This window comes from Candidatus Poriferisodalis sp. (assembly GCF_965204125.1).
In the GTDB taxonomy this organism is placed as follows: domain Bacteria; phylum Actinomycetota; class Acidimicrobiia; order Acidimicrobiales; family Poriferisodalaceae; genus Poriferisodalis.
Window position 1 is genome coordinate 1,040,348 of sequence record NZ_OZ241968.1, and the last position, 17,743, is coordinate 1,058,090.

At 69.8% G+C, this 17,743-nt stretch carries 8 protein-coding genes; 1 reads left to right on the top strand and 7 read right to left on the bottom strand.

Going from position 1 to position 17,743, the window contains the following annotated elements; genetic code table 11:
* Positions 1–28: 28 nt before the first annotated feature.
* Positions 29–1,486: a hypothetical protein gene (locus ACOGXD_RS04890; RefSeq protein ID WP_419916789.1), complete on the bottom strand. Its 1,458-nt coding sequence runs from the start codon at positions 1,484–1,486 to the stop codon at positions 29–31.
* A 6-nt stretch (positions 1,487–1,492) separates the two neighbouring features.
* A complete protein-coding gene (locus ACOGXD_RS04895; RefSeq protein ID WP_419916790.1) occupies positions 1,493–3,310 on the bottom strand; it encodes a cell wall-binding repeat-containing protein in 1,818 nt (605 codons plus the stop codon).
* A 173-nt stretch (positions 3,311–3,483) separates the two neighbouring features.
* Here ACOGXD_RS04895 and ACOGXD_RS04900 point away from each other — a divergent pair, with 173 nt between their 5' ends.
* On the top strand, positions 3,484–6,864 hold the full coding sequence (locus ACOGXD_RS04900; RefSeq protein WP_419916791.1) for a cell wall-binding repeat-containing protein: 3,381 nt from the start codon (positions 3,484–3,486) through the stop codon (positions 6,862–6,864).
* A 67-nt stretch (positions 6,865–6,931) separates the two neighbouring features.
* On the opposite strand, the gene pyrE is transcribed toward ACOGXD_RS04900, so the two are convergent.
* The 5 genes from pyrE to ACOGXD_RS04925 form a co-directional block, all read right to left on the bottom strand.
* A complete protein-coding gene (gene pyrE / locus ACOGXD_RS04905; protein WP_419916792.1) occupies positions 6,932–7,510 on the bottom strand; it encodes an orotate phosphoribosyltransferase in 579 nt (192 codons plus the stop codon).
* 57 nt (positions 7,511–7,567) lie between these two features.
* Complete coding sequence (locus tag ACOGXD_RS04910) at positions 7,568–9,307, bottom strand: cell wall-binding repeat-containing protein (protein WP_419916793.1); 1,740 nt, start codon at positions 9,305–9,307, stop codon at positions 7,568–7,570.
* A 124-nt stretch (positions 9,308–9,431) separates the two neighbouring features.
* Positions 9,432–12,173 (bottom strand): cell wall-binding repeat-containing protein, encoded by a 2,742-nt coding sequence (locus tag ACOGXD_RS04915; RefSeq protein WP_419917354.1) that lies wholly within the window; start codon positions 12,171–12,173, stop codon positions 9,432–9,434.
* A 137-nt stretch (positions 12,174–12,310) separates the two neighbouring features.
* On the bottom strand, positions 12,311–14,650 hold the full coding sequence (locus ACOGXD_RS04920; protein ID WP_419916794.1) for a cell wall-binding repeat-containing protein: 2,340 nt from the start codon (positions 14,648–14,650) through the stop codon (positions 12,311–12,313).
* 348 nt (positions 14,651–14,998) lie between these two features.
* Entirely contained in the window at positions 14,999–17,680 is a 2,682-nt protein-coding gene (locus tag ACOGXD_RS04925; RefSeq protein ID WP_419916795.1) for a hypothetical protein, read from the bottom strand.
* Positions 17,681–17,743 lie beyond the last annotated feature (63 nt).

The window sequence follows — 17,743 nt, forward strand, 5'->3', positions numbered from 1 at the left end:
AGCAGGCAAGCGGCTCGGACGTGTGCGGCTAGCTGTCGCGGGTGATCGACACGGTGTGTGCATCGCCGTCGTCGGCGGTGACCGTGATCGTGTAGCCCGCAACCGTCACTGACTCGCCCACACCGAGGATCGGGTCGTCGTCGAGAATCTGCGTGCCGTCGGGGTCCTGCGCAAGCCTCACGGGCAACCGGAACGACGGCGGATGGGCGTCGACCGTGTACGCGAGCACGCCCTCCTCGATGAGGTTGGGCAGCGTGCCGATCGCTCCGTCGATCCTCGTCGCCGGCACATCGGCGTCGTAGCCCTGCTCGCGGCGGCTCTCCAGCACCAGCACCCTGTTCCGGTCCAGGCGGATCGCAGCCATCGCGGTGCCGGAACCGGGCTCGGCAATGGCCGACAACTCGACCGTCGTGCGGTCATCAGTCACGCACTTGATCTGCGACTCGTCCAACCACCCCAGCAGCCAGCGGTGCCACGCCAGCATCTCGTGTGGCGCGAGCCACGGGTATGTCTCCGTGCCGGTGGTGCCGTCCGGCCGCTCGAACCTGGCCGCGATGCCCGGGTGATCTTCGGGCACCAGGAAGAACACGTTCACGAACATCAGCCCCCACCGCGACGACACCCAGACCTTCCCGGGAGGCGGTTCAGGCGTGGGCTCGTACCCGTACCCGTAGATGTCCAGCAGCCCGAGGTTGTGCGCCACTTCGTGGGCCGCTATGCCTCCCCAGAGCTGCGGCCCGACGGGGTGGGCATGCGGGAACGTGTTCACCCACGACACCGGCAGGCTGACTCCGTCGACCTCGACCGGAGCGACCGTGTTCCCGCCCCCGAAGTGGCTGCTCGGGAACACCACCATGATCTCGTCGATCGTCGAGAAGTCGATCTCCCCGCTGGCCTGCTCGGCAGCGTGAGCGGTGAGCTCGCCGTCGGCTTCGAGCAGGTGATCGATGTGGAGGCGAAGGTTCTCCTCGGCGGTCTGGTCGGCTCGCAGCCACCGGTGCACCGGGACGAACTCGATGTCGAGCGTGCCGTAGCTGTTGGCTTCCAAGTAGGTCTCGGCGTACTCCAGGGCGCCGGAGTCCTCCTCCCTGGTCGTGTGGGCCGCTGCCTTGTCGGCAAAGTCCACGAACAGCACGGCGATTCGGCGTGTGCCGGTGGCAGCCGAGTGGCTGTAGTGGTGGTCGAATCCGGGAATCAGGCTCGGGAAGTCCTCGGGCCTGCACCCAGAGGACCCGGCGACCGGCTCACCACGAGCGCCTCCCACATAGATGACGTGGCTGCTGTCCTTCCCGATGGTGTGGAAGGCCAGCCGCTGCCCGTCGGGCGACCAGCGAGGTGTGCGGAGGTGCCCCCCGAAGGCGAAGACGACCTCCTCGTTGAGGCCGTTGGCGTCGGACACGATGATCTGCTCTTCTTCGCTGCCGGGGCGCACGAAAGCGAGCCGCTTGCCATCGGGCGACCATGACACGCCGCCGTTGAAGAACACGTCGGTTTAGACGCGCTGTGCGTCGGCGCCCGTGGTGTCGGACAGCCACAGGGACCCGTCGGCCACGTAGGCGAGCTGTGAACCGTCGGGCGACCAAGCCGGGCTGTGCTCCCAAGAGCCTCCCGCGTTGAGGGCCTTGGGCTTGTTGCCGAACGACGTCATCACCACGATGTGGCGGTCGCTGTCGAGCCGGTTGCCGTCTGCGTCGCGGCCGCTGCCGGTCATCCGCTCGAATGCCAGCTTCTTGCCGTCGGGCGACCAGGTGGGCCAGCGTTCGATGACGTCGCCTTCGGTTCGCTGGTTGTTGTGGCTGCCGTCGACGTTGACGGTCCAGATGTGGGAAACCCAGTGGCCGCCTTGGTTGAAGCCGCGTGCATAGGCAATCCGGTCGCCCTGCGGTGACCAGACTGCGTAGGCCATGTAGCCACCGCTGTAGGGAACGAGCTTGCGACGATTGGTGCCGTCGTTGTTCATCAGCCAGATTGCACCGTCCTGGGTGTAGACGAGCTGGCTGCAGTCGGGGGACCACGCGGCATCCTCGGCGTTGCGGTGCTGGATGAACTGGCTGGGTTCGTCGTCGACGGAGCCTCCGCAGGTGCCTGCCGGCAGGACGCCAGGCGCGGTGGTGGCCTCGTCGTCGTCGGCCTCGTTGTCCTCGGCTTCGTCGTCGTCTGCCTCGTCGGTGGCCTCGCCGTCGTCACCGGTTTCTGGTTCTTCGCCGGTGAGGTAGGCGTCGATGGCGGTTCGGGACACGGCTGCATCGCCGCCGAACACCCGCAGGTCCACGGCGTCGTGCTCAGCACGGGCGGCGTCGAGGTAGGCAGCGGTGTCGCCGGGAATCTTGCCGGGGTCGGCGAGCACCAGCGGGGCGCACAGGCGGCCCAGCAGCGGCGCTGCGCTGAACGAGTCAAACGGCACCCGGGCGCGGGCCACGCCGATCGTGTCGTTCGCGAAACAGGGCTTCCCGGCCGCGGTGCTGTATTTGTCTTCGGCGAGCTCGGCGGCCTTGACGGCGGTGTCGTAGCGGGTGCTGCCCGCCATCCGAGACACATCGATGCCGAGATCCTCGACGGCCTGCTCGACAGTGTCGCTGAGCGCGGCCGTGCCGCCCATCAGCACCACATGTGAGATGCCGGCGTCGCCCAAGTAGCCGGCCACATCGGCGTGCAATTCGCCGGGCGGCGTCAGCAGCACCGGGTGGATGCCCCGAGCAGCGAACGGACCCGCCACGAGCGCGTCGGCGAACACTTCCCCGCTGGCGATGATCGCCGTGCGGCCCAGCTCGCCCATCACGCCAGGCGTGACCCGCCCCGCAGCCGCAACGCCGGTGCCGTACAGGTCATTCCCGGCGACGCGTTCCGCGGAGATGCCGGCCTCGTCGAGCGCGTTGAGCACCTCGGCGCCCACGCCGCGACCGGGGCCGTGCGCGCCGCCGCTCGCGTCGGGCCCCACCACCAGCGCCTTGGCAACACCCACCCGTTGCAGGAACTCCAGCGCATCGGCCCGCAGCTCGTCGGGCGGGGTCATCAGCACCGGCGCCCCGAGCGCACCTGCCACCGGCGCAGCCACCACCGCGTCGGTCCACCGCCGGCCCGACACCAACACCACCCACTCCAACGAGCCGTCGGCGTCGTCGGCCACCGCCTCGGCAACCTGCAACGAGGTCTCGTACCGGTCCGCGCCGCCGTAACGGGCGACTGAGACACCCGAGGCAGAAGAGCTGTCGTCGTCGTTCTCAGCCGCGCCCGACGCACCGGCCGGAACCATCGCTACAGCACTGAATGCGAGAGCCGCAGCCACCAGCGTGACTCCGAGACGTCGCATCCCCGGCAACCTACTGCGACACCTAGTCCAGCAACAGGGCCGATGACCTCCAGCGGCCGCTGCACCGCGGGTGTGAACCAGCCGAATGCGGCTGTGCGAGATCCTCAGCGAGATCGGGAGAGTGCCCTGATCACGACGGATTCGCGACGTCACGATGTCAGTACGTTGCCCGAATGCGACGTCTGCTGTGGGGTCTCATGGCGTCGCTGGCGCTGGCGGGAACCGCCCTGGCCGTGCCGGCGAGCGATGCCGCTGCCCAGCAGGGCGTCGCCCCCGACGACGAGGTCAGCGTCACCGCCGTCGCATTGGCGCAATTCCGCTTCGGCGCTGCCGATCGGTACGAGACCTCGCTGCTCATCGCGCAGCATTACGCGGAGCTGAACGACGGCAAGCTCTCCAGCGTCGTACTGGTGTCGGGCGAGCGCTGGACCGATGCCGTCGTGGCGGCACCGCTGGCCGGGTCGCTCGGCGCGCCGGTGCTCATGATGCCGCCGGGGGAACTGCGGCGGGACGCGGTCGACTTCTTGCAGGAGACGGGTGTCACCAAGGCGATCGTCATCGGGTCAGCCAGCAGCGACGCCAAGCACGGGCCCGGACGCGGGTTGAGCGACACGGCGCTGTCGGGGCTGGCCGACGTGGGCGTCAAGGTCGAACGGGTGCACGGATCGGACCGATTCGGCACCGGGGTTGCGGTGGCAGAGCGGCTCAGTGCCGGTGACATGCCCGGGCTTGGCAACACGGTCTTCGTGGCGAGCGGCGACGTCTTCGCCGATGCGCTGGTCGCCGGCCCGATCGCGGCCCGGGGAGTGCACCCCGTGCTGCTCACGACGCCCGGCGAGCTTCACCCCGACGTTGCCGACTACCTCCGTGCGGCCAAGGCCCGCGACGGTGTCGGCCATGTCGTCGTGATGGGCGGAACAGCGGCTTTGGCCCCCGCGGTCGAGCAGTCGATCGTCGATGCGGGGATACGGGTGACCCGCCTCGCCGGTGCGACCCGCTACGACACCGCCATCCTGGCCGCCGAGTTGGTGGAGGATCGCTACGAGGGCCCCGAAGACATCAGCTGCTTCGGCAACGTGGTGTACGGGGTTGCGCGCGCCGACGTTCCGTTCGATTCCTTCAGCGCTGCACCCCTGCTCGGCCGCCTCTGCGTGTCGCTGCTGCTCACCGATCCGGGCGCGGTGCCGGTGCCCACCGCCGTGTACCTCGATCTCAAGATGCTGAAGCTCACCGAGGAGACCGAGGCCGACATCTACCTGATGGTGCTGTACGTGTTCGGCGGCGAGGCGGCCGTGGCCCCCGAATCGATCGAGGCCTACTTGGCCGCGGCCACCACCCGCATCGCCGAAGGGCGAGCCGGCGAGATCGAGCCTGACGCCGACGAGTCGGCAGAAAGCGACGACGGCGACGGCGGCGAAGAGAGCTCAGCGTCGGGCGACGGTCAGCCCGACGCCACCGCCAAGCTCGACTGCGGCGGCTCGATCGGCGACGGCCCGCGCCAGCTCGTGCCGTCGACCAACGCCGAGGATCCGGCGTGGTCGCCCGACTGCAGCCGGCTCGTCTACACCGACAACGGATCGCTGTGGCTGGTGGACAACGACGGCAGCAATCGCCGCAAACTCCTCGACCGGCGAGGCGCTTACCTCACCTCGGCGGCCTGGTCGCCCGACGGCAGCAAGATCGCCTACGTGCGCGGCTACCAAGACGGCGATCGCTGGGTTTCCCACATCTGGTCCATCAAGCCCGACGGCACTGGCTGGGCGCAGCTCACCCATGGCGACACCCGCCGCGACAGGTGGCCCCGCTGGTCGCCCGACGGCGCCCAGATCTTCTTCGACCGCGAGGAAGACGGCGACCATTACGGCGACAACCGATTCATCGTCACGATGAACGCCGACGGCAAGCAGGAGAAGACGCTCAACGACGACGATGTGCCGCTGACGGCGCCAGTCCTCTCGCCCGACGGCAGCAAGCTCGCGTTCATTCTCAAGGAATCGCTGTTCATTGCCGACGCGGACGGCGGCATCGACGACATCGACGACATCGACGACATGGTTCAGTGGCAGCTCGTCTCTGAGTACGTCTATCCGCGCGGAGAGATTGCGTGGTCGCCCTCGGGCAATCGCATTGCCTTCGCCCGTGCCACCTACACCGAGTCCGGCGTTCACTCCGACATCCACATTGCCGACATCGACGGCTCCAACGACGAGCAGGTCACCGATCTCGACGGCCAGGCGCTCGCGCCCCGCTGGTCGCCCGACGGCAAGCTGCTCGCGTTCCACACCATCACCGACGACGGCAAGCACCGGTCGTTCGTCGTGGGCGCCAGCGGCACGCCGGTCGGCCTGGCTGGCCAATGCCGGCCCGAGGGTCAATTCGGTTACCGCTACCACGCGGGCTTCCCCCGCCCCACGGCCGACCTGCCCACCACCGGCACGATGCGGATCGGCGTGCTGTTCGTGGACTTCGAAGGCGCTGCGGCCATCGAATCGGTCGACGCCGAGATCGAACGGAATCTCCCGCGGATCGAAGAGACTTTCGAGCGGTCCAGCTACGGCAAGCTGGACGTCGAGTTCGTGCCGCACCGCAAGTGGCTGCGCTCGTCGCTGCGCGTGCCCGAGGATCTCGACCGCAACACCATCGCGCTGCGTTCCGTGCCCGACGAGGCAGTCAAGCTCGCCGGCGACAATCTGGACCTGTCGAGCTTGGACAGCGTCTTGGTGGTGCTGCCGAGCACGCACTTCTGGTACAACGCAATCACGCCTGCTGAGAGCCTCGACGGCGCTTCGCCGCCGTTGACGCTGGTCAACATCTTCCACAGCCCCAACCGCAGCAACTGGAACCTGTGGGGCGACACCGTCGCAAACCACTACCTGACGACTGGCCGTTTCGGCCTGCCGAACCTGTGGACTGGCAGCATCGGCCGTCCCGAGCTGCCCGATCCTCCCAGCGACAAGTCGTGGATTGGCGCCACTTGGGGTCGGCGGGGGCTCGAGTCGTACTTCCTGGCCGACACGTTCGACCCACGCCTGCGGGGAACGCACACGGATGCCGATGGCGACACGAGGGTCATCTACACCCATGATGTGCGCCCCGAGGAAATGCTGGCGTGGACACGGTGGAAGCTCGACTGGTTCGATCCCGGGCAGGTCGCCTGCGTGGCGCCACGCGACAGCACCTTCGAGCTGGCCCCGATCGCCGAGCCTGGCGACGGCTTGGCCATGGTGGCCGTACCGGTCAACGAGCACGAGGTCATCGTGGTGGAGAGCCGGCGGAAGATCGGCGCCGACGCCGACGCGCCAATTGCGCTCGAAGGCGGCGCGCAGGTGACTGACCCGCGGCTGCTCGAGGAGGGCGTGCTGGTGTACACCGTCGACTCGTGGAGCGAAGGCTTCGACCCGCCGATCACGCTCGCGGGCGACCTCGGCGACGGCCGGGTGGACGGATTCCCGGTGCTCACGGTCGGCGAGTCGGTGACCGTGCGGGGCTACAGGATCTCCGTGGAGGCCGACACCGGCGATGCACACCGGGTGCGCATCCGCAAAGTGACCTGAGCTGACCCGACCTGACCTGGTCTGACCTGAGCTGCGCTGTGCGAGGGATGCCCCTAGCGATGACGCCTCAGCCAGCAGCGGCGGTTTCGGTGCCTATGGCGGGGATGCCCATGTCTTGGTAGGTGGCCATCGGGAAGTACGGCACGCCTCGCTGGTCGAAGGACCGGCGGGCATCATCGCCCCGGTCGGCCAGGGTGACGGCGGCCACCACGTCGGCGCCGGTTGCCCGCACGCTGTCGTAGGCCTTCAGGATCGAGCCGCCGGTGGTCACCACGTCGTCGATCAGCAGCACCCGGTGGCCCTCGCCGATCCGGGTGCCCTCGACCAGCCGGTTGGTGCCGCGCCCCTTCGCTTCCTTGCGCACGATGAACCAGCTCGCCCCGCTCACCACCGCAATGGCGGCGCACAGTGCGTCGGCTCCCAGGGTCAGCCCGCCGACAGCGTCGAACTCCACCCCCGCACCGGTCACCCGCTCGTTGATGGCCTCGGCGGCCAGGCGCAGGTCGTCGCCGGCGCCGAGCGCCACTTTTCCGTCGATGAAATAGCGGGAGTAGTTGCCCGAGGCGAGCTGGACGGGTTCGGGAAGCTCGGTGAGTCCTTTGGTCCGCAGGATCTCCAGCAGCTCTTCGGCACGGTCGCCGCTCATCGATGCTGTCTCCTTCCCGCTTCTACCCGAAACCCGGTCGCACCGATTATTCCCCGATTATTCCCCGAGGTCGCCGGCTATGAGTGCGGTCACGTCTTCGGCGGGCACCAGCAGGCTGAGTGCGCCGACGGTGGTGCCGCCTCTCGTGGAAATTCGCAGCAGCGTCGCGACCCCGACAACCTCCTGGCGGTCGTTGAGCACCGGCCCGCCGCTGTTGCCTGGCGCGAGAGGCGTGTCGGTCTTGATCCACCTCAGGCCGTCGTAGTGCTGGATGCCCGAGTAGCGGCCGGTGGTGAGGGTGAGCGTGCTTCCGCCCAGCGTCGGGTAGCCGATCGCCGTGAGCATCTCGCCGGCCCGCAGCGGTTCCGAGGAAGCAAACAGCGTGGGATTGGGTTCCAGATCGAGATCGGTGGCCAGCAGCGCGAGGTCACGTGTCGGCGCAGACCGCACGAGCGCCACCGGCAGTTCGCGCGTCGGCATCTCCTCGAAGGTGCCGCCGAGCAACACCCTGATGCGTCGGCAGTCTCCCCCGCGCGGGTGCTCCACCACGTGGTAGTTCGTGACGATGTGGCGGCCGTCGTCGACGAAGAAGCCGCTGCCGACCTTCAGCCGGGAACCGGAGGTGTCGAGGCACTGCACCTGCACCACCGCTTCGGCGACGCGGCTCCAGTCGAGCGAGCCGCCGTTGACGCCCGAGCCGGTCGATCCCGTCGACGTCACGACGCCCCTTGCCACCGTCGTTATCGCTGCGGACGGAATCAGCGTCGCCGAGCCGATGCCGGTCACTGCCGCCGGGGTGTCGCTGCCGATGGCCAGTGCCCAGTCGCGCCCGAACTCTGCGAGCACCTCGGGCACCTCGTTGCCTGGGCCCGGTGCCAGCAGCAGCGGCTCGCAGGGGCCGCGGACTGCTCCCGCGGCGAGGCCGCCGAACGGGACCGTCCCGCTGGCCACGGCCACGTCGGTGACCGGGTGGCAGTCTGCAGCGAGGAAGGCGCGGCGGGCGATGAGTGCGGCCGTCTCGTAGCGATCGGCGCCGGCGATGCGATCGGTGTCGATGCCGAGCTCATTGATCTCTGCTTCGACTTCGGCCGAGATGGCCGCCTTGCCGCCCAGGATCGTGACCGAGGAAACTTCGCGGTCTTCAGCGGTCAGGAAGCGGCGCGCTTGGTCATGCAGCTCGTCGGGCGTGGTCAGGATGAGCGGGTTGTCGCTGGTGACGTTCGGGGCCGCGGCCACCGCATCGGCGAAGTTGACGCCCGAGGCCAGATAGACGGTGTCGATCTCGTCGGGGGCGAAGGTGCGTGCGACCCGGCGGGCGGTCTCGTAGCGGTCGTCGCCGGCAAACCGATCCACCCGGTAGCCCATGCCGCGCAGGGTCTCGGCCACGTTCTCCGACACCGCAGCGGGACCGCCCAGGATGATCACCTTGGCCTTGGGATGGTCTGCGCAGGGTGTGAGATACAGCCGGGTGACGGCCGGCAGGAAGTCTCTCTTGGTGAGCAGCAGCGGCCGGTCGAGCGCGGCGCCCGCAAGTGCATCGGGCCAGTTCTCGCCTGATGCGAGCGCGACGCTGTGCGAGCCCGTCTCGGTGCTGCACAGGACGCCGGCGACATTGGCGGCCAGCTCGTACACGTTCGATGCGTTGATGCGCTGGGCGGCGATGTTCGACGCCTGTGCTGCGGCCGGCAGCGGCGCAAACAGCACAGAGCCTGCCAGCGCGAGGCTGAGCAGGGCGATGAGCAGGCGGCGCAGACTGCGGCGCGGGCTATGGCGCGGGCTGCCTCTTGCGGGACTCATGCCGATCTCACACTCCACGCCTGGCCGTCGGCGGAACGCTACGCCACGACGGTGATGAACAAGCGGCAGGCTAGATAGTTCTCGTGACGATTCTGCGTCGAAGGGCGGCGATGGTTATCAGCGACTATGGGGCAGCGTTGATGTAGGCATCGACTCGCCAGACGATCGTGTCGTCGTCGCTGCCGATGTCGTTCACGGCGACAGTGGCCATGAATCCGCCGGCGCCGTAGCCGTCGTCGGCCAGACCGGCCACGGCAGCCCCTGACTCCAGTCCGGACGGCTCAGACGGCCGCGATCCGTACAGCGCGCGCAGCCACGATCCCGACCGCAGGGCGCTCATGCCCCGCAGCTCCCAGCGGCTGTCCACAAAGCGGGCCTCGCCCTCGGCAATGCCCGACACCGTGCCCGCTGCAGTTTCCAACGACCACAGGGCACTGAACACATCGGGGGCGCCGGCGCCGAATCCCCGAACGATCTCCACCGACACGAACGCCTCACGCACCTGCTGGCGCCGGGGCGGCAGCTGTGAGAAGACCCCGGGGTCGCGGCTGCGGAATGCCAGCCGGGTCGTGCCGCCGGTGGGCGGGTGCTCGCCGCTGGGCACGCCGCTCGACACCGGATCGGCTGCTTCCACCACATCGGTCAGCCGGAATTGCCGGTTGGCGTTGGCCGCCACGGCCACTGCCCGTGACGTGCGCCCGTAGGGGCCCACAGCCCGGACGTAGTTGGAATCGGCCTCCGACAGCTCAACCGCCACGCATCCCGGACTCGCCGGCCGCGGCCTGCGCCGCACCCCGTCGGCGTCGCCCGTGTACCAGCCCAAGGCGGTGAGATCGGCCTCGAGCACGGGGGCCTTGTCGGGCGAGGTCTCGACCACCAGCCAGCGGGCGCCGTCGTAGGTGCCGCGCGGGAAGCACAGCCAGTCCTGGCCCGAGCCGAGCGATCCGCGGCCGCCATCGGTGATCGCGCCATCGGCATTGGCCTGATGGAACACGGTGCCGTCGAAGCGGAGCTTGCTCGCGAACGCACCCACTCCTCGCTTGGCGGCGGGCGCCTTCTCGATCCGATCGGGGTCGTCGTGATGGGGTGCATAGGCCCCCACCAGCACCGGCACCTCGGGCTCGGCGTCGGGTGTCAAGCGCCCGCTCACCAGCGCCGACGCCTGTGCGAGCACCTCGGCAGTGATCACGGCCTCGCCGCCGAATGCCAGCACCATGCCCGGTGCGAAGCACTGCCCGGAGTTCACTGCGGCCGCGTACGCCCCGCCGTCGCCTGCCCCTGAGCCGTCTGTCTCGATGCCGCCGACCGCTTGGGAGCACTGCCGGCCCACCACGAAGGTGTCGCGCAGGAACTTCTCCACCGGTGCCGGCAGCTCGTCGGCGCCCGCGGGCACGAGGAGCATGGGCACCGCCGCATGCGACGGCCTGGGCACCGCCGTGGAGTGGGCAGCCGACGACGGCCGCCGTGCCAGCGCTACCAGGCCCGGCTCGGCGGCATCGAGCGGACCCACCAGGCGCTCGGTGGCGTAGGGGACAGTGGCGGGCGATGGCGCCGTGGCAGCGCCGCAGAACGCACCGGCCCCCAGCGCATCGGGCCAGCCCTGGGCGCGCTGGCTCTCGTCGCTCAACGCGGCCAGGCACACCGATGAGCGGGCGAAGTGATCGCCGGTGCGGGTGGGCCACCAGCCGCCGAAGATCTTGGCCATCTCCACGCTGGTCTCGTAGCGGTCGGCGCCCGCTACCCGGCGCATCTCGGCGCCGGCGATCTGCGCAGCCAGACCCGCCACCGCTTCGGGCACCTGCGAGGTGTCGCCCAGCACGATCAGGTTCTCCACGTCGAGCAGGCTCAGCGCCACGGCGGTTTCTTCGGGCAGCACGTCGCTGCCGTCGTGCAGCAGCACGGGCACCTGCCAGTAGCTGGTCCACCAGCCGGCCGCCAGTGCATCGAGCGAAGTGGCGAGCACGACGGTGCGGCCCAGCAGCTCGCACTTGCTGGCCCGTTCCCGCCACTCCACCACCGAGTTGGCGTAGAAGGCCGGCACGGCGTTGCCGTCGGATGCGGTGACGTCTTTGCACCTGGCGGCGCTGCGGGGGATCGACCGGGTGCCCAGCGACTGGGCCACCGCTGCCGCCGTGCCGAAACGGGTCTCGCCGCTCACCCGGAACACCTCGCCGTAGCCGATCGAGACCAGTTCCTGCTCGATCTCGACGGGCACTGCTGCGGGGCCGCCCACGATGATGGCCTGGCGGGCGGCGTTGCAGCCGCCGGTGCGCAGGTCTTGTGCGGCGAGCCGGGCGGCGTGGTTCAGCGAATCGGCGTCGTCACGGGTGGACTCGGTGAGCAGGATGGGCGCTGCGAACGTGTCGACCCGGGCGAAGCCGCCGATGGGGTCGAACAGGGGGTCGCTGGCGGCGACGCGCCGCAAGTACGGCTCGCTGGAGCGCCCGGTGGAGTCCGACAGCGAGGCGGCGGTGACTGCATCGGCTGGCACGTCGGAGGCCACCACGATGATGGACCGGGGGCACAGCTCCAGCCCCCACCAGCCGTCGGCCGAGCCCAGGCTGCGGCCGCCGCCGGAGGTGGCATCGGCGGTGTCGAACGGGTAGCCGCCCGAACCCCGCAAGGTCAGCGACACGGCCAGTGCGGTCTGGTGCCGGTCGGGGCCCCACATGCGCACCGCGTTCGGCCAGGCCTCGAGCTCGGGCTGGGCCAGGAACGACTCGGGCCATTGCCGCGGCGAGGCCGGGCCCTCGCCCTCTTCGGCGACGCTCTGCCCGCCGGCGCCGGGCACTGCCAGCAGCGATGCCGCCGTCAAGACGGCGGCCAGTGCGGCCACCCATCGAGCCCGGCGGGGCGGTCGCTTCATCGTCACCGCTCGACAGTCTGTCGCAACGGGCTGCCGCAGCGATGCCGGGGCGTCGGTGCTGTTTGTCGGCGCTGTTCGTCGGCGCTGTTCATCGGCGCTGTTCGTCGGCGCTGTTCGTCGGTGCTGTTCGCCGGTGCCTAGCGGCAGACGGCGGCATCGGCGTTCCAGTCACAGCGCGGGGTGGTGCCTTCGAGATCGATGATCGGCCCGAGCGCTCGCCAGGCATCGGCTGCGGCGACGTACCGGGAGAAGCCGCTGGCTTCGATGGCGAAGGCGTCGTTGTCGCCGTTGAGCCGCAGCCGGACCCCGTCTTCCAGCATTGGATGGGTGATGTCGAGCGATCGCACCGCCAGGATCAGGTTGGTGCGGGTGAGCCCGCCAGGCAGCTCGGCTGCGATGCGCAGCGCCTCGACGTAGGGATAGGCGAGCTGGAACGCCGCTGAGTACAGCGGGTGGTCGGGGTCGCGCCTCGTCAGGGCGAGACGCTCGTTGACGAACTCGATGAATGCGTCGTTGGCACGGGCTTCGTCGTGGGTAGCTGTCAGGCTGCCCCGGGCGGTGTACCAGCCGTCGGCCGAGGGGCCTGCGAGGTGCATGGTGTTGGGGGTCGCGCACGCCGACGACATGAGCAAGAGGCCGTTGCGGGACCGGATGCCGTCGGCCACGCTCCGCCAGCCCGGCGACTGCATCACCTGCCAGCACGGGTTTCCCGACGTCATCGAGATGTACACGTCGGGTTCGTACGCGCCGATGGCGGCGACCTCGGCGTCGAACGCCTCGTCATCGACCGTCTCGTCGTCGACCACCTCGGCATCGACCGCTTCGGCACCGGGGTCGATCCGGACAGCGAGGGTGCCCGAGATCACGTCGGGGTGCGAGCGCGCCCACGCTGCGAAGCCGTCCAGGTAGGCGGTGCCGAGCTCGTCGTCGCTCACGACGGCCGCGACCGTCACTGGCAGCCTGCCGGCGAACCGCCGCTCGATCCATTCGCCCCACAGCATCGCTTCAGTCGTGAACGACAGCTGCATGCCGGTGGTCCACGGGTGGTTGAGGGGATCGCCCCAGGCCGGGTGGCCCGACATCACGAACGGGTGCGGGACACAGGCGTCGTTGATCCGGTCGTACACGGCGAGCGAGGTCGGTGTGCCCACGGTCAGCACCGAGAACACGTTCTCGTCGTCGATCAGGCTGTCGACTTGGGTTGCCGTGCGGCTGGGGTCGAACCCGTCGTCTCTGCCCACCAGCTCGATGCGCCTGCCGGCGACGGGATCGGTGCGGTTGACCCAGTCGAAATAGACCTGCATCCCCCACTGGAGTTTGCCCTGGGTCACGTACTGCCCCGATTTCGGGAGCGTGAGCCCGATGCGGATCTCGTCGCTGGTGATTCCGGCGGTGTCGGACCAGCCGTCGGGGCAGTCGCTGAGGTCGATGCTGAAGCCGGCGGGGCCGCCGAGCACGTTGCCGTCGTCGACGCCGTAGGTGCCAGCGTCGATGGCCCGCGTGAGGCTCCTTGCTGCGCGTTCGCGCTCGGCGGCGGCGGTGTCGAAGACTCCCTGGAGCGCGGCGCCCTCGATGATCCTGCCGAGCGCCTGGGACGACACCGAGGTCTCGGGGCCGAACACGAGCAGCGATCTGGCATCGTGCCGGAGCACCTGGGAGACAGCGGGCGAGAGCACCGATGTGCTGGTCAGCAGCAGGGTGGTGCACCGCTGGCCCAGCAGCGGGGCGGCGCTGAGCGCGTGGATCGGATCCCATGCATCTGCGAGGCCGTACCTGGTCTCATGGAAGCACTTGCGGCCGTCGGGACCTCTGGGGAAGTTGTTGTTGAGGTATCTCGCCAGCCCCACCGATGTCTGCGTGCGGTCTGTGCCGCCCTTGCCGAGGTAGCCCACGCCCGGCTGGGGAACTTCGATCCTCACCTGCTCGGACAGCGCTTCGGCGCCGCCCAGGACGAGTATTTCCTCGACGTCGCTGGTTCTCAGGTACCTCACCACGCTGGGGTGGACCTCATGCGGGGGGCTGAGCAGCACCGGGTGGCGGCCCCGGAACGACGCTGGGCCGGCCACGAGCGCATCGGCCACCTTCTCGGAGCTGGCCAGGAACGCCGTGGTGCCCTGGTAGGCCAGCACCCCGGGGGTGCCCATGCGGCGGGCGACAACCACCGAGGTGGCCTCGGGGGACGATCCCCAGATGCGCTCGACGCTGCCGAAGCGCGCCAGCCTTCCCAGGACGGTGTGCGACACCTCTTGGGGGCTGCCGATGACGAAGGTTCGGGAAACGCCGGCCTCGGCCAGGAACTCGGCTGTGATGGTGAGCAGGCGGTCTGGAGGTGTCAGCAGGACGGGGGCGTTGAGCTTGCCGGCCAGGCCCGGGGCGACGACGGCGTCGTGCCACGACTCGCCCGACACGATGACGGCTGCGTCGATGCTGCCGCCGACTTCTTCGAGGAACTGACGAGCGACCTTGACCGATGTCACATAGCGGCTGTGGCTCTGGATGCGGGTGATCTCGACCTCGCGCAGGTCTTGCGCCCCGGCGGGCGCGGTGGCGACCGGTAGGGCTGCTGCCAGGGTGGCGAGGGCAGCCAGGGCGCTCAGGACGATCCGTGTGGTCCGTGCGGTCAGCGCGGTCCGTCTGGTCAGCGCGGTCCGTCTGGTCAGCGCGGTCCGTCTGGTCAGCGCGGTCCGTGCGGTCCGTGCGGTCCGTGCGGTCAGTCTGGTCAGGTTGGCCAAGGCGAGCGGCGTGCACCGTACGAGTTGCTTGGCGGGCGCTGGACGTGATGCGCGGCGACGGCCGCCGGGTCGGGTCATCGTGGAGCCTTGAATCTAATTCGGGACTCGGCTATGCCCGGCGGTGCCGAACGGGTCCCAGACGCCAGTGGGATGCTCGCCCCAGCAGACCACGCTGGTGTTGGTGCGCAGGGCGCAAGCGAACAATCCGCCGGCTGACACGGCGGTATAGCGCCCGCCAGGCACGTTCTCGATGCTGGCGACAACGCCGTCAACGGCGCCGATGCCGGCGCTCTCGAACTCATCGCCGCCGTCGTCGACGATGCCGTCCTCGACGTTGCCCTCGAAGTCGCCGGTGTTGCTGGCGCCGCCCTCGACGTTGCCGGTGTTGCCGGCGCCGATGCCCCAGCAGTCGACGATCTGGGCGGGTCGCAGCGCGCAGGTGACGTGCATGCCGGCACTCACGCTGACGTACCTGCGAGCGGCATATTCGTCGGGGAGAACGCCGCTGCCGCTGGCGCCGTCGCTGCCGGCGCCGGTGCCGGTCCGGTTGCCCCAGCATTCGAGTGCACCCTTCAGCTCGAGGCCGCACGAGTGGGTTGCCCCGGCGGCCACGGCCGCGAAGACGCCGTCAGGGGCGGTGAGCTGACCGTCGCCGGCCTTGCCCCAGCAGGTGATGTTGAGGCTGGGTTCGAGCCCGCACGTGTGGTGCCTGCCAGCCGAGATCGCGAGGAACGAGGCGCCGCTGGGAATCAGGAACTCGGCACCCCACTGATCGCCCCAGCAGACGACGCTGTTGTCGGTGAACCGGGCACACGCGTGCCCCCAGCCGGCGGTGATCTCGACGAACCGGCCGTCCGGTGTGTACACCTGCCACTGATCCTTGCTGCCCCAGCAGTGCAGGGTGCTGTCGGAAAGCATGGCGCACGAGAACGTTCCGCCCGCCGTCACGGCTCTGTAGGTGCCGCTGGGCGATCGTGCCTTGCCGCCGGCAACAGTGCTGCCGACGCCGACGCCGATGCCCCAGCAGGCGATGGTGCCGTTGCCGCGAAGCCCGCAGACGTGGTCGTGGCCGACCGAGACCGAAACGAAGCCGAGCCTCACCGAGCGATCGGCGACGGGGATTCCCTCGAGTGCTCGGCGAGTCGAGCCGGCGAGCGTCGATACGGTGCTCACGGCCGCAGCAGGCGCAAACCGCTCAAGCGTGGGAGCCAACAGCTCGGCGAGGCCGGTGCCAACGCCGGGACCGGTGCCGACCGTGCCGCCGCCGGGACCAGTGCCGACCGTGCCGCCGCTGGCACCGGTATGCCCGGTGTCGTCGGTGTGCGCAGTGCCGACCGTGTCGCCGGTGTGCCCGGTGCCGACCGTATCGCCGGTGCCGCCGGTATGCCCGGTGCCGCCGGTGCCGACCGTATCGCCGGTGCCGCCGGTGTGCCCGGTGCCGCCGGTGCCGACCGTGTCGCCGGTGCCGCCGGTGCCATCGGAGACTGCGGTGCGGTCGATGATGACGATGTGCGGCGGCTGGTGTTCGAGCAGCAGCGTCTCTGCGGCGTCAGCGAGCTGAGCGTCGTGGGTGAGCAAGACCGCGCTGCGATCGACGGCCGCGGCGAGAGCAAGCGCTGCGCTGACGTCCCGTGGCCGCTCGCCGTGGGCGATGACTGCCACGTCGAAGACGTCGGGGATGTCGACGAGTCCGGCCGCGTGTATGTCGGCCGGTCGGGCCAGTCGCGCTGCCTGTGCCGAGGCAACAGCGCCGTCGGGCCCGTCGAGCCGAGCCGGCGGCGTGCCGGAGCCCGCGGCCAGCAGTGCGCCAGTGACCATGTCGTGGGTGAATGTGGCCGCCGTGCCTGCGATCACGAGCCGGTCGGGGTGATGGGTGCGCAGAACGCTTGCAGTGCGCGAGCCGAGCCAGCCATCCGCGGCGTACAGCATCGCATCGGCAGCACCTGCGATCACCGCAGCGGCTGCGGTGCCGATGTCTTGCGGAGACCACGCATTGGCCAGCACCACCGTTGTGGTGGCAGAGCCGCCATCCGACACCACCGACACGGCACCAGACCCGCCGCCCGACACCACCGACGCGGCGCCAGACCCGCCGCCCGATACCGCTGTCGTGGCCGCAGACCCACCACCCGACACCACTGACGTGACGCCAGACCTGCTGCGCAGCACCCGGTCGGCGGCCAAGGCCGCGGTGTGCACCCGGTCGTCGCCGGCGATCCGGTCAATCTCCACGTCGTCGACCAGCCGCCGCACCTCGGCTTCGAGCTGCGCCGAGAGCGCCGCCGTGCCGCCGATCAGCACCACCCGGGCCGGTCGTTCTTGGCCGACGATTGCTGCGTTGTCGATGCCCAAGGCATCCGCCGACTCGGCGAACACCACAGCGTCGCCGAGCCCCGCGGCCACCAGCGACGATGCCACCGCCGCATCGACCGCCGATGAGCCCCGCACGACCACCAGCACAGTGCGTGCCGCTGCCGAGTCGGCCGCCCGAGCGTCACCCTGCGCCGCCGAGCCGGATGCCACCGCGACCGCCGCCGAGCCGTCACCCTGCGCCACCGCGGCCGCCAGCGACGATGCCACCGCTGTGTCGACCAGCGACGAGCCACGGGCGACCACCAGCACACTGCGCGCCGCTGCGCTGGATGCCACCGCAGCCGCCGCCGAGTCGGCTGCCGGACCGTCGGTATGCGCCACCGCAGCCGCCGCCGAACCGCCAGCCTGCGCCGCCGCGCCGGCCGGCAGCAGCAGTCCTGCCGCAACGACGAGGGCAGCCACAGCGCTCAGCGTTGTGCGAAGCCTTGGCAACGATGTGACGGACATGGGACCTCGGACCTCTTG